Origin of the sequence: Pseudomonas sp. UBA6753 (genome assembly GCF_002453565.1) — a bacterium.
GTDB classification, from domain to species: Bacteria; Pseudomonadota; Gammaproteobacteria; order Pseudomonadales; family Pseudomonadaceae; genus Aquipseudomonas; species Aquipseudomonas putida_Z.
This window is the reverse complement of record NZ_DKHD01000003.1, coordinates 45,632-64,276: the sequence shown is the minus strand read 5'-3', so window position 1 is coordinate 64,276 and position 18,645 is coordinate 45,632. Positions and strand designations below refer to the sequence as shown.

Annotated in this window: 17 protein-coding genes and 1 pseudogene; 8 read left to right on the top strand and 10 right to left on the bottom strand. The window is 64.3% G+C overall.

All coding sequences use genetic code 11. The features are described from left to right. Positions 1-34: 34 nt before the first annotated feature. From B2790_RS02045 to lptM, 6 genes are read right to left on the bottom strand one after another with little or no spacing between them, the layout of a single operon-like run. On the bottom strand, positions 35-730 hold the full coding sequence (locus B2790_RS02045) for an HAD family hydrolase (RefSeq protein ID WP_013974747.1): 696 nt from the start codon (positions 728-730) through the stop codon (positions 35-37). Then, on the bottom strand, positions 727-1,626 hold the full coding sequence (xerC, locus tag B2790_RS02040) for a tyrosine recombinase XerC (protein ID WP_286918147.1): 900 nt from the start codon (positions 1,624-1,626) through the stop codon (positions 727-729). The genes B2790_RS02045 and xerC overlap by 4 nt, the downstream gene beginning before the upstream one ends. Continuing rightward, positions 1,626-2,336, bottom strand: a complete 711-nt coding sequence (locus tag B2790_RS02035) for a DUF484 family protein (RefSeq protein ID WP_015272252.1) — start codon at positions 2,334-2,336, stop codon at positions 1,626-1,628. Before B2790_RS02035 ends, xerC begins: the two co-directional genes overlap by 1 nt. 13 nt (positions 2,337-2,349) lie before the next feature. Then, on the bottom strand, positions 2,350-3,180 hold the full coding sequence (dapF, locus tag B2790_RS02030; protein WP_025341072.1) for a diaminopimelate epimerase: 831 nt from the start codon (positions 3,178-3,180) through the stop codon (positions 2,350-2,352). A gap of 4 nt (positions 3,181-3,184) precedes the next feature. Continuing rightward, positions 3,185-4,432, bottom strand: coding sequence for a diaminopimelate decarboxylase (gene lysA / locus B2790_RS02025; RefSeq protein WP_013974743.1), 1,248 nt, complete (start codon positions 4,430-4,432; stop codon positions 3,185-3,187). Positions 4,433-4,441: 9 nt separating this feature from the next. Next, positions 4,442-4,654: an LPS translocon maturation chaperone LptM gene (gene lptM, locus B2790_RS02020; RefSeq protein ID WP_052970498.1), complete on the bottom strand. Its 213-nt coding sequence runs from the start codon at positions 4,652-4,654 to the stop codon at positions 4,442-4,444. Positions 4,655-4,991: 337 nt separating this feature from the next. On the opposite strand from lptM, the gene cyaY reads away from it, so the two are divergent. The 3 genes from cyaY (at position 4,992) to rnk (ending at position 6,107) form a co-directional block, all read left to right on the top strand. Then, a complete protein-coding gene (gene cyaY / locus B2790_RS02015; RefSeq protein ID WP_004575827.1) occupies positions 4,992-5,324 on the top strand; it encodes an iron donor protein CyaY in 333 nt (110 codons plus the stop codon). A 1-nt stretch (position 5,325) separates the two neighbouring features. Then, on the top strand, positions 5,326-5,550 hold the full coding sequence (locus B2790_RS02010) for a DUF1289 domain-containing protein (protein ID WP_013974742.1): 225 nt from the start codon (positions 5,326-5,328) through the stop codon (positions 5,548-5,550). 146 nt (positions 5,551-5,696) lie between these two features. Next, a complete protein-coding gene (rnk, locus tag B2790_RS02005; protein ID WP_025341069.1) occupies positions 5,697-6,107 on the top strand; it encodes a nucleoside diphosphate kinase regulator in 411 nt (136 codons plus the stop codon). A gap of 143 nt (positions 6,108-6,250) precedes the next feature. Here rnk and B2790_RS02000 read toward each other — a convergent pair whose 3' ends face one another. Next, positions 6,251-9,100 carry a class I adenylate cyclase gene (locus B2790_RS02000; RefSeq protein ID WP_286918145.1) on the bottom strand — a complete coding sequence of 950 codons (2,850 nt, stop codon included), beginning with the start codon at positions 9,098-9,100 and terminating at the stop codon, positions 6,251-6,253. A gap of 172 nt (positions 9,101-9,272) precedes the next feature. On the opposite strand from B2790_RS02000, the gene B2790_RS01995 reads away from it, so the two are divergent. Further along, positions 9,273-9,725 (top strand): YaiI/YqxD family protein, encoded by a 453-nt coding sequence (locus tag B2790_RS01995; RefSeq protein ID WP_085592371.1) that lies wholly within the window; start codon positions 9,273-9,275, stop codon positions 9,723-9,725. Positions 9,726-9,853: 128 nt separating this feature from the next. On the opposite strand, the gene elbB is transcribed toward B2790_RS01995, so the two are convergent. Next, entirely contained in the window at positions 9,854-10,522 is a 669-nt protein-coding gene (gene elbB, locus B2790_RS01990; protein WP_046613644.1) for an isoprenoid biosynthesis glyoxalase ElbB, read from the bottom strand. A gap of 112 nt (positions 10,523-10,634) precedes the next feature. Here elbB and B2790_RS01985 point away from each other — a divergent pair. Beyond that, a pseudogene (locus B2790_RS01985) lies at positions 10,635-11,261 on the top strand (sterol desaturase family protein); the annotation flags it as partial. Positions 11,262-11,762: 501 nt separating this feature from the next. On the opposite strand, the gene B2790_RS01980 reads toward B2790_RS01985, so the two are convergent. Then, the gene (locus tag B2790_RS01980) at positions 11,763-12,407 is read right to left on the bottom strand and encodes a DedA family protein (RefSeq protein WP_085704029.1); all 645 of its coding nucleotides are present in this window, start codon (positions 12,405-12,407) and stop codon (positions 11,763-11,765) included. A 213-nt stretch (positions 12,408-12,620) separates the two neighbouring features. Here B2790_RS01980 and ppk1 point away from each other — a divergent pair, with 213 nt between their 5' ends. Beyond that, a complete protein-coding gene (ppk1, locus tag B2790_RS01975) occupies positions 12,621-14,864 on the top strand; it encodes a polyphosphate kinase 1 (RefSeq protein ID WP_286918144.1) in 2,244 nt (747 codons plus the stop codon). Here ppk1 and ppx read toward each other — a convergent pair. After that, on the bottom strand, positions 14,851-16,353 hold the full coding sequence (gene ppx / locus B2790_RS01970; RefSeq protein WP_025341063.1) for an exopolyphosphatase: 1,503 nt from the start codon (positions 16,351-16,353) through the stop codon (positions 14,851-14,853). The two genes, ppk1 and ppx, sit on opposite strands and share 14 nt — an antisense overlap. 256 nt (positions 16,354-16,609) lie before the next feature. Here ppx and trxA point away from each other — a divergent pair, with 256 nt between their 5' ends. Together trxA and rho are read left to right on the top strand one after the other, a co-directional pair. Next, positions 16,610-16,936, top strand: a complete 327-nt coding sequence (trxA, locus tag B2790_RS01965; RefSeq protein WP_012274768.1) for a thioredoxin TrxA — start codon at positions 16,610-16,612, stop codon at positions 16,934-16,936. Between the two features lie 328 nt (positions 16,937-17,264). Next, positions 17,265-18,524 (top strand): transcription termination factor Rho, encoded by a 1,260-nt coding sequence (gene rho, locus B2790_RS01960; protein WP_003253661.1) that lies wholly within the window; start codon positions 17,265-17,267, stop codon positions 18,522-18,524. Positions 18,525-18,645 lie beyond the last annotated feature (121 nt).

Sequence of the window (18,645 nt, the reverse complement as noted above, 5' to 3'; positions counted from 1 at the left end):
GCGTGCCCGCGAATGGGCCGCGAAGCGGCGCCTGTCAGCGCCAGCGCGCGAGGATGTCGGGTAACTGCGACAGGCGCTGGATCTCGGCGTCCGGCGCCTGTTCGCCTACCCACGCCTTGCCCTGGGGGTTGAACCACACCGCCCGCAGCCCGGCGCGCTGGGCGCCGGCAATGTCATCGCCCGGGTGGTCACCGATGTGCACCGCTGCGCTGGCCTCCACGTCACCGCGGCGCAGGGCTTCGAGGAACGGCGCCGGGTCCGGCTTGCCGATGCCGAGGTCTTCGGCACACAGGGCAAAGCGGAAATAGTCCGCCAGCCCGAGACGGCTTACGTCGGCATTGCCGTTGGTGACCACACCCAAGGTGTAGTGATGGCGCAGGATCTCCAGCACCGGCTGCACCTCCGGGAAAATCTCCACCTGGTGGCGGGCATGCAGGAATACTTCGAAACCTTCGTTGGCCAGCTCTTGCGCATGTTTTTCGCTGTAGCCGACTTCTTCCAAGGCATGAAACAGCACCCGTCGACGCAGGGCGCTGATACGGTGCTTCAGGCCGGGTTCGGCTTGTACCAGGCGCTCGCGAATGGCGAACAGGTGCTCCACCGGTACGCCGCCAAGGATCGGGGCGTTGGCTTCGAGCCAGTCGCGCAGCACGACTTCCGCGCTGGCAATCACCGGCGCGGTATCCCACAGGGTGTCGTCGAGGTCGAAGGTGATCAGCTTGATGCTCATGAGTCTGTGCCTTTGCTGCGTTTGGCCCGAGGGTGGGCGCTGTCGTACACCGCGGCCAGGTGCTGGAAGTCCAGGTGGGTATAGATCTGCGTGGTGCCGATGTCGGCATGGCCGAGCATCTCTTGCACTGCGCGCAGGTCCTGGGACGATTCCAGCACGTGGCTGGCGAAGGAATGGCGAAGCATGTGTGGGTGCAGGTGCTGGCCCAGCTCGCGCTCACCGGCCGCCTTAACGCGTTGCTGAACGGCCCGTGGGCTGATGCGGTTGCCCTGGCGGGTGATGAACACCGCGCGGTCGCGCGGGTTGCCGATGCCGCGCAGGCGGTACCAGGCCTGCAACGCTTCGCGGGCCTTGCGGCCGACCGGCAGCACGCGGGCCTTGCCGCCCTTGCCCAGCACCTGCACCAGGCCGGCGGCGAGGTCGAGGTGATCGAGGTCGAGGTTGGTCAGCTCGGACAGGCGCAGGCCCGACGAATAGAACAGTTCGAGGATGGCCTGGTCGCGACGGGCGATGAAGTCATCGTCGACACCGCCATCGAGCAGTTGCAGGGCGCGGTCGGTGTCCAGCACCTTGGGCAGCCGGCGTTCGCCCTTGGGCGGGCTCAGGCCGCTGGCCGGGTCGTGCTGGCACAGGCCTTCGCGGTTGAGATAGCGGTACAGGCCACGCACCGCCGACAGTAGCCGGGCCAGGCTGCGCGAGGATTGGCCGTGGTGGTGCTGGCGGGCGATCAGCTGGCGCAGCTGCTGGATCTGCAGTGCCTGCCAATCGGCAATGCCGTGCTCCTTGCAGTAGGCGACCACCTTGTCCAGGTCGCGACGGTAGCCCAGCAGGGTGTGCTCGGACACCTGGCGCTCGTTGCGCAGGTGTGCGCAATAAGCCTCCAGCTGGCGTTCCATCAGCGTACCGGGCGCAGCGTCTGGGTAACGCGTGGCACAACGCGGCCAAGCACCTCGGCAATGTAGCCAAGGAACAAGGTGCCGACGCTGCTCTTGTAATGTTGCGGGTCGCGGCTGCCGATCGCCAGCACCCCGTGCAGGCCCTGGTATTCCAGGGCAGCCACGGCGCTGGAGCCCACTTCCCGGCGCTGTTCTTCACCGAACAGGAAGGCCAGCTCGTGCTCGCGCAGGTTGCCGCTGACCGTCTTGCCGCCGCCCAGCAGGGCACCGATGGCCTGCTGCGCTTCGGCGTTGCTGACCCAGCGCCCGACCGGCGCGACGTTTTCACCGAACAGGATCAGGCTGACGAAGGGCACCTGGAATTCCTGGCGCAGGCTGTCTTCGACCGCCATCACCACTTCTTCCAGGCTGCCGGCGTCGAGCAGGTCGAGGATCAGCCGGCGGGTCTTGTCGAACAGCCGGTCGTTGTCGCGGGCCACGTCCATCAGTTGCGACAGGCGGTGGCGCATCTCGATGTTGCGGTCGCGCAGCAGCTTGAGCTGGCGCTCCACCAGCGACACGCTGTCGCCACGCTGGTGCGGGATGCGCTGTTCGATCAGCAGCTCGTCGTGCTCGGCGAAGAAGGTGGGGTGGGCGCGCAGGTAGGCGACCACCGCTTCGGCATCGAGCTCGGCGGACTGCTGGGGTACAACCTGGGGCTGATCGGTCATGGCGGTTACTCGCTTAGAGACGAACCTGTCCTTCGTAGACGCGTACGGCCGGGCCGGTCATCAGCACGGGCTTGCCGGGGCCGGCCCATTCGATGTGCAGGCGGCCACCGGGCAGGTCGAGGGATACTGGGGAGTCCATCCAGCCCTGGCTGATCGCCGCCACGGCGGCGGCGCAGGCGCCGGTGCCGCAGGCCTGGGTTTCGCCCGCACCACGTTCCCACACACGCAGGTTGGCGCGGTGGCGGTCGATGACCTGGAGGAAACCGGCATTCACCCGCTGCGGGAAGCGTGGGTGGTTCTCGATCTTCGGGCCCAGCTGGTGCACAGGGGCGGTACGCACGTCGTCGACACGCAACACGGCATGCGGGTTACCCATGGACAGGGCGGCAATCGAATGCACTTGGCCGTCGACTTCCAGTGGGTAGTTCAGCGCCTGCTCGTCGGCGACGAAGGGGATTTCGGCAGGGGTGAAGCGCGGTGGGCCCATGTCGACACTGATCTGGCCGTCGTTCTGCACGTCCAGCTCGATGATGCCGCTCTTGGTTTCCACGCGGATACGCTTTTTCGCGGTCAGGCGCTTGTCCAGCACGAAGCGGGCGAAGCAGCGCGCACCGTTGCCGCACTGCTCGACCTCGGAGCCGTCGGCATTGAAGATGCGGTAGCGGAAGTCCACTTCCGGGTTGTTCGGCGCCTCGACGATCAGCAACTGGTCGAAGCCGATGCCGGTGTGGCGGTCACCCCATTGCTTGGCGTGCTTGGGCTGGATGTGCGCGTGCTGGCTGACCAGGTCGAGGACCATGAAGTCGTTGCCCAGCCCATGCATCTTGGTAAAACGCAGCAGCATGGGCTTACTCCGGCAGCAGGCTTTCGCCAGCGTACAATTCGGCGATGGTCTCGCGGCGGCGTACTTCGAAGGCCTGGTCGCCGTCGACCAGGATTTCAGCGCAACGGCCACGGGTGTTGTAGTTGGAGCTCATGACAAAACCATAGGCGCCCGCGGACTGTACGGCCAGCAGGTCACCTTCGGCCAGGTTCAGCACGCGGTCCTTGCCGAGGAAGTCGCCAGTCTCGCAGATCGGGCCGACCAGGTCGTAGGCACGGCCTTCGCCTGCGCGTGGCTTGACCGCGCTGACACCCATCCAGGCCTGGTACAGGGCCGGGCGGATCAGGTCGTTCATCGCCGCATCGATGATGGCGAAGTCCTTGTGCTCGGTGTGCTTGAGGTATTCCACGCGGGTCAGCAGGACGCCGGCGTTGGCCACGATGTAGCGGCCCGGCTCGAACACCAGGGCCAGGTCGCGGTCGCCGACGCGCTCGCGGATCGCCTTGATGTAGTCGGCCACCAGCGGCGGCTCCTCATCGCGGTAACGCACGCCGACACCGCCACCCAGGTCCAGGTGGCGCAGGTGGATGCCGCACTCGGCCAGGCGGTCGACCAGCACCAGCAGGCGGTCGAGGGCATCGAGGAAAGGCTCGACGGTGGTCAGTTGCGAACCGATGTGGCAGTCGACACCGACCACTTCCAGGTTCGGCAGCTGCGCCGCGCGCACGTAGATGGCCTCGGCGTCGGCGATGGCGATGCCGAACTTGTTCTCTTTCAGGCCGGTGGAGATGTACGGGTGGGTGCCGGCGTCGACGTCCGGGTTGACCCGCAGCGAGACCGGGGCAACCTTGCCCATCTCGGCGGCCACCACCTGCAGGCGCTCCAGTTCGTCGGTGGATTCGACGTTGAAGCAGTGCACGCCGACTTCCAGGGCGCGGCGCATGTCGTCGCGGGTCTTGCCGACACCGGAGAACACCACGCGGTCGGCACGGCCGCCAGCGGCCAGCACGCGCTCCAGCTCACCGCCGGAGACGATGTCGAAGCCTGCGCCCAGGCGTGCCAGCACGTTCAGCACGCCGAGGTTGGAGTTGGCCTTGACGGCGAAACACACCAGGTGCTCGGTGCCTTGCAGGGCGTCGGCGTAGCTACGGTACTGGGCCTCGATGTGGGCGCGCGAATACACGTAGGTCGGGGTGCCATAGCGTTCGGCGATGGCCGACAGGCCCACGCCTTCCGCGAACAGCTCGCCGTCGCGGTAGTTGAAAGCGTTCATCTGGTTTCCTTACTGCGCTGGCGACTGCTCGGGCTCGAGCTCCGGTTCTGGCTGCTGCTCTTGTACCGGGGCCGGCTTGGCTTTTGGCTGGTGCTGGTGCGACTTGTGCGCTTTGCCGTTATCGCCGTCTTCTGGCAGATAGAGCGGGCCTTTCTGGCCGCAGGCCGAAACGAGGCAGGCAACAGCGACCAGCGCCGCGAGGGAGGAAATCAGGCGCTTCATGGGTGAAATCCTTAGAAATATGCAGTATTGCGCCCGAGTATACCGAGCGACCGACGGCTTGCCTATGCAAGGGCCGGCCCGCCTGGCGGGCTATTCTTACCGCCTGCAAGGGCCCTTTCGCAGTACCTGTGGGAGCGGGCTTGCCCGCGAACACCGGCAAAGCCGGTGCCACACACCGCGGCGTCTGCTTCGCGGCGGTTCGACGCATCGACATGCCCGCTCCCACAGGCTTTGAGTTAATGCCAGTGAAGGTAGCGGCTAAACCTTTGCATTCGGCGGCAAGCGCCCGTATCTTGCCGGGCTTGCCTGTAACGCAGCCAATTTCGAGGTTCCTGCAATGAGTTTGAGTGAAGCGCGTTTCCATGATCTGGTCGACGCGACCCAACAGGCCCTGGAAGACCTGTTCGACGAGAGCGGCCTGGACCTGGACATGGAGAACTCCGCTGGCGTCCTCACCGTCAAGTTCGAAGGCGGCGCCCAGCTGATCTTCAGCCGCCAGGAGCCGCTGCGCCAGCTGTGGCTGGCCGACCGTTCCGGCGGTTTCCACTTCGACTACGACGAAGACAGCGGCAAGTGGGTGTGCGAGAAGAGCGAGGAGCTGCTGGGCGAAATGCTCGAGCGCATCGTCTGGGAGCGGGCCGGCGAGAAGCTGGACTTTGACGAGATCTGACATGAGCAGCACCCAGGCCCGGCCGCCCAAGCCGCTCTACAGCAACGTCAGCCCCGCAGTACCGTCGCCCTGCATCAGCGTTTGCCGGCTGGACGAACAGCGGGTCTGCACGGGTTGCCACCGGCATGTCGAGCACATCCGCGAATGGCGTTCGGCCGATGACGAACGGCGCCGGCAGATCTGCCGCGAGGCCCAGGCCCTGCGCGACCAGGCTAAGGCACACTGATCGCAGGGGCTTGAGTATTTACCCGGCTGTGGTAACGTCGGGTTCTGCGTCGGTGACGCCAAAGCCTTCACAAACCCCGCCCTTGGGCGGGGTTTTGCTTTATCTGCACGATGAAAACCGCCTGTTCAAAGGAGTCTGACTGGATCATGAGCACCAAGCCTTCCCTCATCCTCACCCGATTGGACGTACAACGTCTGGAGCGTCTGATCGACAGCCTCGACGAGAGTACGCCGGGTGTGCTCGCCCTGCAGGACGAGCTGGACCGCGCCGAGCAGGTGGTCGGTCACGAGGAAGTCCCGGCTGGCGTGGTGACCATGAACTCGCGCGTGCACTGCCGTGAGGAAGCCAGCGGCAAGGACTACCACCTGACCCTGGTGTACCCGAAGGATGCCGGGCCGGAAGGCAAGGTCTCGATCCTGGCGCCGATCGGTTGCGCCTTGCTGGGGTTGTCGGTGGGCGCGCAGATCGACTGGCCGGCCCCGGGGGGCAAGACCCTCAAGCTGAAGCTGCTGGAAGTGGAATACCAGCCGGAAGCGGCGGGCGATTTCGACCTGTAAGGGCCAGGGGGCCGCTTTGCGGCCCATCGCCGGCAAGCCAGCTCCCACAGGGATAGCGCATGGCCTGAGGTCAATGCGATCGGGGTGGGAGCTGGCTTGTCGTGGCGACGAACCGCGTCGATGGGCTGCAAAGCAGCCCCTTGTCATTCAATTAGCACCTGCTCCAACCCCTCGTTCAAAGCCTGCTCCAGCTCCCGCTTGTAGCGCAGGTACAGCTGCGTCGACCCCAGCTGGTCATCCAGCAACTCGGACAAATCCAGGTCAGTGATGTAGCAGCGGTACTGTCCTGCACCACGTCGCTGCCCGAGGATTTGCCGGGCCGCTACCGCATACAGCTGTTCACCATGCTCCAGTTCGGAAAACTCCTGCTGGTCGCAATACAGCGTCACGTGCGCCGCACCCGCGACCCCGGCCTGGATGATCGCCTGCACCTCATAGTAAGGCTGGTCGCTACCCTCGAGCGGGGCCTGGCGCGGCTCGATGCTGCGCGCCTTGCCTGGCCCGGAAGGCAACAGTTGCGCGTAGTGGATGTCCAGTGAGGCCGCGCGCTGGCTGTCCAGCGGCAGCCGGGCATCACGGCGCATCACCACCGAACGCAGAAAGCGCTGCAGCGGCAATAGCAAGTGGGCTTCGTCGTGCAGGGGCAGGCGTTGCTGCCACAGGGCATTGTATTCATCCAGCACGTACAGCTCGGCCCAGCCACCCTGCAGGCGGTAGAACACCTGGATGCAGGCCGGCCGGCCCTGCTCCAGCACCAGGTGCAGGTCGTGGTCCTGCAGGGCGTTGGCATCCAGGTACAGCGGGCTGTAGGCGCTACGCTCTTCGCCCAGGTAGTCCAGCAGCGCCTCGTGCTCGGCCAGGGTGGTGAGGTTGACATGGCCGGCCAGCAGCTCCAGCACATGGGTGTGCTGGGCCACCTGCAGCAAATAGCGGTGGTTCAGGCCCTGGTCCAGCAGCAGCTGCACGGTGTCGAAGATTTCCTCCACGCGTTGGCCGATGGCCTGGGCGCGGCTGTGGCAGAAGCAGCGCACCCGCACCCTCGGCCGGTGGCCGCGCAGCACGGGGCTGTTGAGGAAGTCGCGCAGGCAGCGCACCAGCGCGTGCTCGCCGTCATAGCGCTGGACCAATACCTCGTTCCAGCTGTTGAGGGTGACCTGGTCCAGGGTAAGGACCAGGTTTTCGCGCACGCCTGCATAGCTCAACGAGTCGGTACGCTCGGTGGTCATCAGGATGTTCAGGTCGCGGTGGTGGCGCAGCGGGTCGATGGCGACGTTGACCAGCAGCAGCACCTCGTCGGCAACGCTGGGTTGCAGCAGGCGCACTTCGCTGACGGTCGGCAAGGGCAGGGGGATGCTCTGCTGCAGGCAGCCGACCAGGTTGAACAGCTCGAATTCGCTGAGATCGCTGACACCCGGGTGCAGCGCCAGGCGCGTGCTGCTGTCGATCACCCCGTTGCGATGGGCCCATGTCAGCAGCTCGAGCAGTTCGCGGCAACGCTTGAGCGGGCTGAAGTGGTCCACCTCATGGGGGCTCAGGTTGCCGGTGTACAGCTCCCAGTGGTGGCTGCCGGGCTCTTTGCGGTTAGGCGCCTGGACCAGGGTCAGGGTGCCTTCGGCCAGGTCCGGGGCGATACCGGGGTTGATCACTTCGACCTTGCCGGCGCGGCGCTCGAAGGCCGCGTAAAGGCGCCGGCCCAGCACATTGAGATCGCGCTGGTCGGCGCGGCTGCTGGCGTTCTGGGTGCGGGCGAACTGGCTGAGAAAGCGGTAGCTGTGGTTCAGTTCGGCCACCAGCTCGCGGCGCTCGACGGCAACCTGCTGCACTTTCCATTGGTTGCGACTGTCCAGCAGGGCCAGCTGGCGCTCGTCCCAGCCCCACTCGTCGGCCAGGCGCTGCAACAGCCGGCGTTGCCAGCCATTGGCCCGGGCCGGGTCGCTGAGCTTCTTGTTCACCTTCAGGTACAGGCTGCGCCGCACCAACTCCAGGCGCGCGTGTTCGCCACGCTGCAGCAGGTAGCGCTCGATGCGCCGGTACACCATCACGTACGGGTCCAGCTCGTCGAGGTCGAGCTGGTTGGCGAACACTGCCTGCTTGTAGTCCAGGCTCAGGCAGCGTACGGCGGGGTGTTCGCTGGCATAGGCCTCGGTCAGCAGCAGCTTGAGCAGCGACTTGTAGGGCGAGTCGATGCCTTTGAACAGTTGCCACAAGCCGGCGCCGACGAACTCGCCGGGCGGAATGTGCGCCAGGTTGCCGAGGTCGAGGGCGTCCTGGCTGCGGATGAAACGCTTGGACAGCAGGGTCTGGGTATAGGTGTGGTAATCGTCTTCCTGGTAGACCGGCACCAGCCACCACAGTGGCGTGCGCCCGGCCAGCCAGATAGTAGTGCGGTAGAACTCGTCCAGCAGCAGGTAGTGCTGGGTGGTGCCGCAATCGTCGGAACCGAGCTGGCCCTCGCGTTGGCCCTGGGCGAAACCTTGCGTGTCGATCAGGAAGAAGTGTGCCTCGGCACCCAGGCTTTCCGCCCATGCCTCCAGCAGTTGGCATTTGCGGCGCAACTCGCCCAGCAGCTCGTCGGCCAGACCGGGTGCATGGCACACCCACAGGTCCATGTCGCTGTGCTCGGCCTGGGCCAGCGAGCCCAGGCTGCCCATCAGGAACAGGCCGTGGATCGGCCGCGGCGGGTTGCCATGGCGGGCCTTGTAGGTGAACGAGCGGGCCAGGCGCTGGGCCTCGACTACCAGGTCGGCGCTTGGCTCGTAGCCCGATACGCCGGCGGGAGTGCTGCCGGAGACATAGCCCGGTAGCAACGGGTGGTTCACATGAAACAGCAGCGGCAGCAGCGTCAGCACCTGTTGCTGGCGCGTCGACAGGCCCTCCAGGGCCCGCTGCAGCCGGCCCTGGTTGAGCCGCAGGAAGCGCGCACGCAATGTCGCCAGGACCTTGCGGTCGATGCCTTCGTCCAGGTCGGGGCGGATTTCGTGGGGGTGGTTCATTGCGCACTCGGGCAGGCCAGCGGAGCTGTGGCGAGTGTAGCCTGAGTGGCGGGGTCGGATAAGCGGCAATTGAAATATTGGCGCCATTTTCCCAGCGCGCGTGGGCGACGGCTGCAGCTTTCGTTGCGCTTGAGGCATGATGGGGGCCTCAAGCTGATTGCGAGGTTTTCCGATGCGTGTGTGGATCGATGCCGACGCCTGCCCCAAGGCGGCCAAGGATCTGATCGTCAAGTTCGCCCTCAAGCGCAAGTTCGAGGTAGTGATGGTGGCGGGCCAGGCTGTGGCCAAGCCGGCGTTCGCGATCGTGCGCCTGATCGTGGTGCCCAGCGGCATGGACGCGGCCGATGATTACCTGGTGGAGCACGCCGTGCCTGGCGAGCTGGTGATCTGCAGTGACGTGCCGTTGGCCGACCGCCTGGTGAAAAAGGGCGTGGCGGCACTGGACCCGCGCGGGCGCGAGTTCGACGAGCGCAACATGGGTGATCGGCTGGCGGCGCGCAACCTGTTCACCGAGCTGCGCGAGCAGGGCCAGGTGGGGGGAGGGCAGGCGCCTTATGGCGAGCGCGAGAAGCAGGCTTTTGCCAATGCGCTGGACAGGATCATTGCACGACTGAGTAAAACCTGATGCGGGGGCTGCTTTGCAGCCCATCGCCGGCTAGCCAGCTCCCACCTCGATCGCGTTGGCCTCAAGCCATGCGCTATTCCTGTGGGAGCTGGCTTGCCGGCGATGGCCTGCGCAGCGGGCCCAAGGATTTACTGGTCACCCTCGTGCGTCAGCTCCAGCACCCGATCCACCAGCTTGTAGATCCCGCCAGCCGCTTCACTGATCGACTTGGCCTCCATGTACGCCGGGGTGGTCACCAGCTTGCGCTGGGTGTCCTCGACAATATCGTGCACATCGCACTCTTCATGGGTGCCACCCATCTTCGTCACGGCCGCCGCAGTGCCGGCGTCGGTACCGATGGTGCAGACCACGCCTGGCCCGTAGATCTTCGCCGCCAGCGCCGGCGAGATGCAGATCAGGCCAACCGGCTTGCAGGCGTCGGCAAAGGCTTCGGCCAAGGCCAGCACATCCGGGTGGACGCTGCAGTTGGCGCCTTCCACGGCAAAGTTGGACAGGTTCTTCGCCGCCCCGAAACCGCCCGGCACGATCAGCGCATCGAAGTCTTCGGCCTTGGCCTCGCGGATGTCCTTGACCTCGCCGCGGGCAATGCGCGCCGACTCCACCAACACATTGCGCGATTCGGGCATTTCCTCGCCGGTCAGGTGGTTGATCACATGCATCTGCGCAATGTTCGGCGCGAAGCACTGCACCTGCGCACCACGCTGGTCGAGGCGCAGCAGGGTGATCACGCTTTCGTGGATTTCGGCGCCGTCATAAACGCCACAGCCGGAAAGAATCACCGCTACTTTTTTTGTCATGCTTTTTACTCCAGTGTCGAGGCGCTAAATGTCCTCTAGTTTGGCAGATGTAGCCATAGGGATTCCTGCAAGCGCGGCCTAATCTTGGCGGATAACACCTGAGGTCGTACCCATGGACCTGATCCTGCTGGCCGTGCCGTTCTTCTTCGTTCTGATCGCCGTCGAGCTGCTGGCCGACCGTGTGCGCGGCCAGCGCAACTTCACCCTGGCCGACTCGATCAACAGCCTCAGCACCGGTGCGCTGTCGACCAGTACCGGGTTGCTGACCAAAGGGGTGGGGCTGGTGACCTATGCCCTGGCGTTCGAGCACATGGCGTTGCTGCGCCTGCCGCCGCAGGCCTGGTGGGTGTGGCTGTTGGCCGTTGTCCTGTACGACTTCTGCTACTACTGGCTGCATCGTCTTGGCCATGAGCGCAACGTGCTGTGGGCTGCGCACTCGGTGCATCACCAGAGCGAGGAATACAACCTCACCACGGCGCTGCGCCAGACCAGCAGCGGGTTCATCTTCTCGTGGCTGTTCTACCTGCCGCTGGCGTTGCTCGGTGTGCCGCCGCTGGTGTTCATCACGGTGGCGTCGCTCAACCTGCTGTACCAGTTCTGGGTGCATACCCGGCACATTCCCAAGCTGGGCTGGCTTGAGTGGGTGTTGATCACGCCATCCAACCATCGCGTCCACCATGCGCAAAATCCTGCTTACTTGGATCGCAATTACGGCGGCGTGTTCATTCTCTGGGATCGTCTGTTCGGCACCTTCAAAGAGGAAGACCCGGCCGAGCCGGTGGTGTTCGGGGTGACCACGCCGCTGGCCAGCTGGAACCCGCTGTGGGCCAACCTGCAGTTCTATGCCCAGCTCTGGCACGACGCCCGTCGCGCCGGTAGCCTGTGGGACAAACTGCGCATCTGGTTCATGCCCACCGGCTGGCGCCCGGCCGATGTGGCTGCACGCTACCCGCAGGCCAAGCAGGACCTGGCGTTGTTTCGCAAGTTCGAGGTTGCCCTGGGCCGTGCGCAGCAGGCCTATGTGGCGGCGCAATTCGTGGGTTACGTGGCGCTGGGCAGCTATCTGATGGAGGTGGCCGAACGCGTGCCAACCGCCGCCCTGGTACTCGGCTGGGCGCTGATGGCGTTTGGCTTGTTCGTGCTGGGCGCGTTGCTGGAGAACCGGCCATGGGCCGTGCGCCTGGAGCTGGTACGGTTGCTGGCGAATGCGCCGGCGCTGTACCTGGCCGGCGCACTGGGCCTAGCGGTGGTCGTGCCGCTGGCCTGGTTGCTGCTCGTGGCTTACAGCCTGCTCAGCCTCTGGGGCCTGGGCCTTGCCCGCCGCCTTGCGCTCCGCGCGCAAAGTGCGGAAGCGCCGGCGCAGCCACAGCAGGCCGCCCAGCGCCAACAGGCCACCGAGCACCCATAGCTCGTAGCGCTTCACGTTGCCCAGCAGGCCTTCGAGGATGGCGCCGAAGTGATATGCGGCCGCGCCCAGGGCCACTGCCCAGATGGCAGCGCCAAGACCATTCAGCAACAGATAGCGGCGTGGCGGGTAGCCGGACAGGCCAATGGCCACCGGCATGACCGTGCGCAGGCCATAGACGAAGCGGAAACTCAGTACCCAGATGTCGGGATGGCGACGGATGTGGTCCAGCGCCCGGTCACCCATCGCCTGCCAGCGCGGTTTGCGTGCCAGGATCCTGCGCCCGTGGCGACGGCCCATGAAGTACCACAGCTGGTCGCCGGCATAGCTGCCGAAAAACGCCACCAGGCACACCAGGTTGATGTCCATGTAACCGCGGAACGCAAGGAATCCCGCAAGCACCAGAATGGTCTCGCCTTCGAAGAAGGTGCCTAGAAAAAGGGCGAAGTAGCCGAAATCCTGCAGGAATTGTTGAAGCATTTTCTGAGGTGCTGGCGAAATGAACGCGAAGCCTACCCCTTCGCGCGCGTTCGTGAAAGTGTCCAAATGTGTCTCGACATGAACAATTCCTGCTCGGAGAATGCCAGAAGCCACGCGCCATGGCTTGCCCTGGCATGTAACACAGGCGTCATAATGGGCGCTTATCTTGCCGCTCAATAGATGATAGGGCGTTAACGTCCTCAGGAACGCCAGATGAATAATGAAGTGCTAACCCCTGTCGCGATCAAGGATGCTCAGGAGCTCCCCGAAGAGATGGTGCAGACCCCGCCAGACCTGCCGCCGGCGCCCCTGCCTGCCGCGGAACCGGTGGCAGAAACTGCGGCTCCGGCCCCCGCGCCGACCCCTGCAATCATCATCCCAGGCCTGGACGACAGCAGCCTGTACATTCATCGCGAACTCTCGCAGCTGCAGTTCAATATCCGTGTGCTGGAACAGGCGCTGGACGAGAGCTACCCGCTGCTCGAACGCCTCAAGTTCCTGTTGATCTTCTCCAGCAACCTCGACGAGTTCTTCGAGATCCGCGTCGCCGGCCTGAAGAAGCAGATCAACTTCGCCCGTGAGCAGGCCGGTGCCGACGGCCTGCAGCCGCACCAGGCGCTGGCACGCATCAGCGACCTGGTGCACAGCGAAGTGGAGCGCCAGTACGCGATCCTCAACGACGTGCTGCTGCCAGAGCTGGAAAAGCACCATATCCGCTTCATCCGCCGGCGTTACTGGACACCCAAGCTCAAGACCTGGGTGCGCCGCTACTTCCGCGACGAAATCGCCCCGATCATCACCCCGATCGGCCTCGACCCGACCCACCCGTTCCCGCTGCTGGTGAACAAGAGCCTCAACTTCATCGTCGAGCTCGAGGGTGTCGACGCCTTCGGCCGCGATTCGGGCCTGGCGATCATCCCGGCCCCGCGCCTGCTGCCGCGGGTCATCCGGGTGCCGGAAGAGGTGGGTGGCCCGGGCGCCAACTATGTGTTCCTGTCGTCGATGATCCATGCGCACGCCGACGACCTGTTCCAGGGCATGAAGGTGAAGGGCTGCTATCAGTTCCGCCTGACCCGTAACGCCGACCTGGCGCTGGACTCCGAAGAGGTCGACGACCTGGCCCGCGCCCTGCGCGGCGAGCTGTTCTCGCGCCGCTACGGTGACGCCGTGCGTCTGGAGGTGGCCGACACCTGCCCGAAACACCTGTCGGACTACCTGCTCAAGCAGTTCAGCCTCAGCGAAAGCGAGCTGTACCAGGTCAACGGCCCGGTCAACCTTACCCGCCTGTTCAGCATCACCGGCCTGGACAGCCACCCCGAGCTGCAGTACACGCCGTTTACCCCGGCGATCCCCAAGCTGCTGCAGAACGCCGACAACATCTTCAGCGTGATCGGCAAGCAGGACATCCTGCTGATGCACCCGTTCGAGTCCTTCACCCCGGTGATCGACCTGCTGCGCCAGGCCGCCAAGGACCCGCACGTGCTTGCCGTGCGCCAGACCCTGTACCGTTCCGGGGCCAACTCGGAAATCGTCGACGCGCTGGTGGACGCGGCGCGTAACGGCAAGGAGGTCACTGCGGTGATCGAGTTGCGGGCGCGCTTCGACGAAGAGTCCAACCTGCAGATGGCCAGCCGCCTGCAAGCGGCCGGTGCGGTGGTGATCTACGGCGTGGTCGGCTTCAAGACCCACGCCAAGATGATGCTGATCCTGCGCCGCGAGCAGGGCGAGATCGTGCGTTATGCGCACCTGGGCACTGGTAACTACCACGCCGGCAACGCCCGCCTGTACACCGACTACAGCCTGCTGACCTCCGACGACGCCCTCACCGAGGACGTCGGCAAGCTGTTCAGCCAGCTGATCGGCATGGGCAAGACCCTGCGCATGAAGAAACTGCTGCACGCGCCGTTCACCCTGAAGAAGGGCATGCTCGACATGATCGCGCGGGAAACCCAGTTTGCCCTCGAAGGCAAGCCGGCGCATATCATCGCCAAGTTCAACTCGCTGACCGACGCCAAGGTCATCAAGGCGCTGTACAAGGCCAGCCAGTCGGGCGTGAAGATCGACCTGGTGGTGCGTGGCATGTGCTGCCTGCGCCCAGGCATTCCGGGGGTTTCGCACAACATCCAGGTGCGCTCGATCATCGGCCGCTTCCTCGAGCACACGCGGGTGTTCTACTTCCTCAATGGCGGCGAAGAGCAGATCTACCTGTCCAGTGCCGACTGGATGGAGCGCAACCTCGACAAGCGTGTCGAGACCTGCTTCCCGGTGGAAGGCAAGAAGCTGTTGCTGCGGGTGAAGAAGGAGCTGGAAGGCTACCTTACCGACAACACCCACGCCTGGACCCTGCAGCCGGACGGGCGCTACGTGCGCAGCACGCCAACCGGCAACCAGAACCCGCGCAGTGCCCAGGCGACCCTGCTGGAGCGCCTGAGCAACCCGGTCCTCAACGTACGCTGAGGACGAAGCCGACCCGGGCCAGCCACTCCGCCTCGTTGGCGAAGTCGGCCTGGGTCAGCTGGTTCTGTTCCAGCCAGCCCTCAGGGAAGGCCACATCGAGGCTGCTGTCGGCAGCCTTGAGCTCGACCTTCGGCATCTGCTGGTTGCCACGGATGTGGTGGAACAGGATGGCGAAGCGCAGCAGCACGCACAGGCGCAGCAGCTTGACCCCTTCCTCACCCAGCTCGGCGATCTTGTCCTTGGGGATGTTGCGGCGGTGGCCGCGCACCAGCAAGGCCATCATCTGCTGGTCCTCGCGGGAGAAGCCCGACAGGTCGGAGTGTTCGATCAGGTAGGCGCCGTGCTTGTGGTAGTGGTAGTGGGCGATATCCAGGCCGATTTCGTGCACTTTCGCCGCCCAGCCCAGCAGATCGCGCCAATTCCCGTCTTTGAGGTCCCACGCGTCAGCCACCTGGTCGAAGGCGTGCAATGCCTTGCGCTCGACGCGCGCAGCCTGGCCCTGGTCCACGTGGTAGCGTTCCATCAGCGAGTTCAGGGTGCGTTCGCGCACGTCTTCGTGGTGGTGGCGGCCCAGCAGGTCGAACAGCACGCCTTCGCGCAGGGCGCCGTCGCAGTGGTCCATGCGCTGCAGTTCCAGGGCATCGAAGATCGCTTCGAGAATCGCCAGGCCCGCCGGGAAGATGGTGCGGCGGTCCGGCTTGACGCCTTCGAAATCGATCTTGTCGACCTCACCCAGCTTGAACAGCTTGCGCTTGACCCAGGCCAGCCCCTCGGCGTTGACCTCGCCATTGCCCAGGCCGCCTGCCTTGATGGCGGCGCCGATGGCACGAATGGTACCGGACGAGCCGATGGCCTCGTCCCAGGTCAGGCGGTGCAGGGCATTCTCGATGCTCATCAGCTCGAGGCGCGCGGCGGTGTAGGCCTGGGCGTAGCGGGCCGGGGTGATCTTGCCGTCGCGGAAGTAGCGCTGGGTGAAACTGACGCAGCCCATCTGCAGGCTTTCGCGCAGCAGCGGCTCGAAGCGCTGGCCGATGATGAACTCGGTACTGCCGCCGCCGATATCCGCCACCAGGCGCTTGCCGGGTGTATCGGCCAGGGTGTGCGACACGCCCAGGTAGATCAGGCGCGCTTCTTCACGGCCGGAGATCACTTCGACCGGGTGGCCAAGGATGGCTTCGGCGCGCTGGATGAATTCGTTGCGGTTGCGCGCTTCGCGCAAGGCGTTGGTACCGACGATGCGCACCGAGCCTGCCGGCATGCCGTTGATCAGTTGGGAAAAGCGCTTGAGGCAATCCAGGCCTCGTTCCATTGCCTCTTCACTGAGCTTGCGTTCTTCGTCGATGCCAGCGGCCAGCTGAACCTTCTCGCCGAGCCGCTCGAGAATGCGGATTTCGGTATGGTGGGCCTTGGCCACGACCATGTGAAAGCTGTTGGAGCCAAGGTCGATGGCGGCGATCAGGGACAGGTTCTTCGCGATGGTTTGCGGCATGATCTGGTTGTTCTCGGTCGTTAACCCGGCAATCGTGCCACGATAGCAGGCTGTCGCCAACGCGTGGTACATAGCCGTTGAGCTGGCCTTGATGCAAGGCAATGTGCCATTCGATGCTATGACGTTTGTATGACAGTTTCGATTCGTGGCGTCTTGCACAACTATAGTTACACTCAATCGTCCGCGGCTTCCTGTAGGAGACGGGTGCGGCTATGATGGGCAACGTTTTTTATTGCTTACGACCTTGGAGATTTCCATGAGCGACAAAATCAAACACGTCACCGACGCCAGCTTCGAAGCCGACGTACTGCAGGCTCAAGGCCCGGTGCTGGTCGACTACTGGGCTGAATGGTGCGGCCCATGCAAGATGATCGCTCCGGTTCTGGACGACATCGCTGCTACCTACGAGGGCAAACTGACCGTCGCCAAGCTGAACATCGACGAGAACCAGGAAACCCCGGCCAAGCACGGCGTGCGTGGTATCCCGACGCTGATGCTGTTCAAGAACGGCAACGTCGAAGCCACCAAGGTCGGCGCCCTGTCCAAATCGCAGCTGGCCGCGTTCCTCGACGCCCACCTGTGATGTGAAAAAGCCCCGCAGATGCGGGGCTTTTCTTTGCCCGAAGGGCCTGTGGGAGCGGGTTTACCCGCGAATTCGATGCCGAACCCGCTGCCGCCTTCGCGGGTAAACCCGCTCCCACATGGCACGATTTACCCGGTCAAAACCACTAGACGTCGAAAAAAGCAAGTGTTACATTCGGCCTCGCACTGCTTCTCCAGTGCCCTCTACACGCCGTCGCCGAAGCATCCCTAATTCGAATCAGTACGCGATCCTGTCGCCATCTAGCGGCGCGGCCTCATTAAGCCAGAAGCTTAATTCTCCCTTCTTACATGATTACGTCACTCCCCTTATGAACCTGACTGAACTCAAGCAAAAGCCGATTACCGATCTTTTGGAAATGGCCGAACAGATGGGCATCGAAAACATGGCCCGTTCGCGCAAACAGGACGTGATTTTCGCCCTGCTGAAGAAGCACGCGAAAAGCGGCGAAGAGATCTCGGGTGACGGCGTGCTGGAGATTCTCCAGGATGGTTTCGGTTTCCTGCGTTCGGCTGATGCGTCCTACCTGGCCGGCCCTGACGATATCTACGTCTCGCCCAGCCAGATCCGCCGCTTCAACCTGCGTACCGGTGACACCATCGTCGGCAAGATCCGCCCGCCGAAGGAAGGGGAGCGTTACTTCGCCCTGCTGAAGGTCGACACCATCAACTTCGACCGCCCGGAAAACGCGAAGAACAAGATCCTGTTCGAAAACCTGACGCCGCTGTTCCCGAACAAGCGCCTGAAGATGGAAGCCGGTAACGGCTCCACCGAAGACCTGACCGGCCGCGTCATCGACCTGTGCGCCCCGATCGGCAAAGGCCAGCGTGGCCTGATCGTTGCTCCGCCGAAAGCGGGCAAGACGATCATGTTGCAGAACATCGCGGCCAACATCACCCGCAACAACCCCGAGTGCCACCTGATCGTCCTGCTGATCGACGAGCGCCCGGAAGAAGTGACCGAAATGCAGCGCACCGTGCGCGGCGAAGTGGTTGCTTCCACCTTCGACGAGCCGCCAACCCGCCACGTGCAGGTCGCCGAAATGGTGATCGAGAAGGCCAAACGCCTGGTCGAGCACAAGAAGGATGTGGTCATCCTGCTGGACTCCATCACCCGTCTGGCGCGTGCCTACAACACCGTGATCCCGAGCTCCGGCAAGGTACTGACCGGTGGTGTCGACGCCCACGCCCTGGAGAAGCCGAAGCGCTTCTTCGGTGCCGCGCGTAACATCGAGGAAGGCGGTTCGCTGACCATCATCGCCACCGCGCTGGTCGAAACCGGCTCGAAGATGGACGAAGTGATCTACGAAGAGTTCAAGGGCACCGGCAACATGGAGCTACCGCTGGACCGCCGCATCGCCGAGAAGCGCGTGTTCCCGGCCATCAACATCAACCGTTCCGGTACCCGTCGCGAAGAGCTGCTGACCGCCGACGACGAACTGCAGCGCATGTGGATCCTGCGCAAGCTGCTGCACCCGATGGACGAAATCGCCGCCATCGAGTTCCTGGTCGACAAGCTCAAGCAGACCAAGACCAACGACGAGTTCTTCCTGTCGATGAAGCGCAAGTAAGCGTTTCAGGCCAAGCAGTAATTGGGGCCGCTTTGCGGCCCTTCGCGGGCACGCCCGCTCCCACAGGTTCAGTGTGATCCTTGTGGGAGCGGGCGTGCCCGCGAAGGGGCGCGAAGCGGCC

Bases quoted from the DNA above. Each gene is read 5' to 3' on its own strand.
- B2790_RS02010 (WP_013974742.1), top strand. From the start codon at position 5,326: ATGAGCAGCACCCAGGCCCGGCCGCCCAAGCCGCTCTACAGCAACGTC.
- rnk (WP_025341069.1), top strand. From the start codon at position 5,697: ATGAGCACCAAGCCTTCCCTCATCCTCACCCGATTGGACGTACAACGT.
- B2790_RS02035 (WP_015272252.1), bottom strand. From the start codon at position 2,336: ATGACCGATCAGCCCCAGGTTGTACCCCAGCAGTCCGCCGAGCTCGAT.
- rho (WP_003253661.1), top strand. From the start codon at position 17,265: ATGAACCTGACTGAACTCAAGCAAAAGCCGATTACCGATCTTTTGGAA.
- ppk1 (WP_286918144.1), top strand. From the start codon at position 12,621: ATGAATAATGAAGTGCTAACCCCTGTCGCGATCAAGGATGCTCAGGAG.
- B2790_RS01980 (WP_085704029.1), bottom strand. From the start codon at position 12,407: ATGCTTCAACAATTCCTGCAGGATTTCGGCTACTTCGCCCTTTTTCTA.
- B2790_RS02000 (WP_286918145.1), bottom strand. From the start codon at position 9,100: ATGAACCACCCCCACGAAATCCGCCCCGACCTGGACGAAGGCATCGAC.
- xerC (WP_286918147.1), bottom strand. From the start codon at position 1,626: ATGGAACGCCAGCTGGAGGCTTATTGCGCACACCTGCGCAACGAGCGC.
- cyaY (WP_004575827.1), top strand. From the start codon at position 4,992: ATGAGTTTGAGTGAAGCGCGTTTCCATGATCTGGTCGACGCGACCCAA.
- lptM (WP_052970498.1), bottom strand. From the start codon at position 4,654: ATGAAGCGCCTGATTTCCTCCCTCGCGGCGCTGGTCGCTGTTGCCTGC.
- trxA (WP_012274768.1), top strand. From the start codon at position 16,610: ATGAGCGACAAAATCAAACACGTCACCGACGCCAGCTTCGAAGCCGAC.
- B2790_RS01995 (WP_085592371.1), top strand. From the start codon at position 9,273: ATGCGTGTGTGGATCGATGCCGACGCCTGCCCCAAGGCGGCCAAGGAT.
- ppx (WP_025341063.1), bottom strand. From the start codon at position 16,353: ATGCCGCAAACCATCGCGAAGAACCTGTCCCTGATCGCCGCCATCGAC.
- B2790_RS02045 (WP_013974747.1), bottom strand. From the start codon at position 730: ATGAGCATCAAGCTGATCACCTTCGACCTCGACGACACCCTGTGGGAT.
- dapF (WP_025341072.1), bottom strand. From the start codon at position 3,180: ATGCTGCTGCGTTTTACCAAGATGCATGGGCTGGGCAACGACTTCATG.
- lysA (WP_013974743.1), bottom strand. From the start codon at position 4,432: ATGAACGCTTTCAACTACCGCGACGGCGAGCTGTTCGCGGAAGGCGTG.
- elbB (WP_046613644.1), bottom strand. From the start codon at position 10,522: ATGACAAAAAAAGTAGCGGTGATTCTTTCCGGCTGTGGCGTTTATGAC.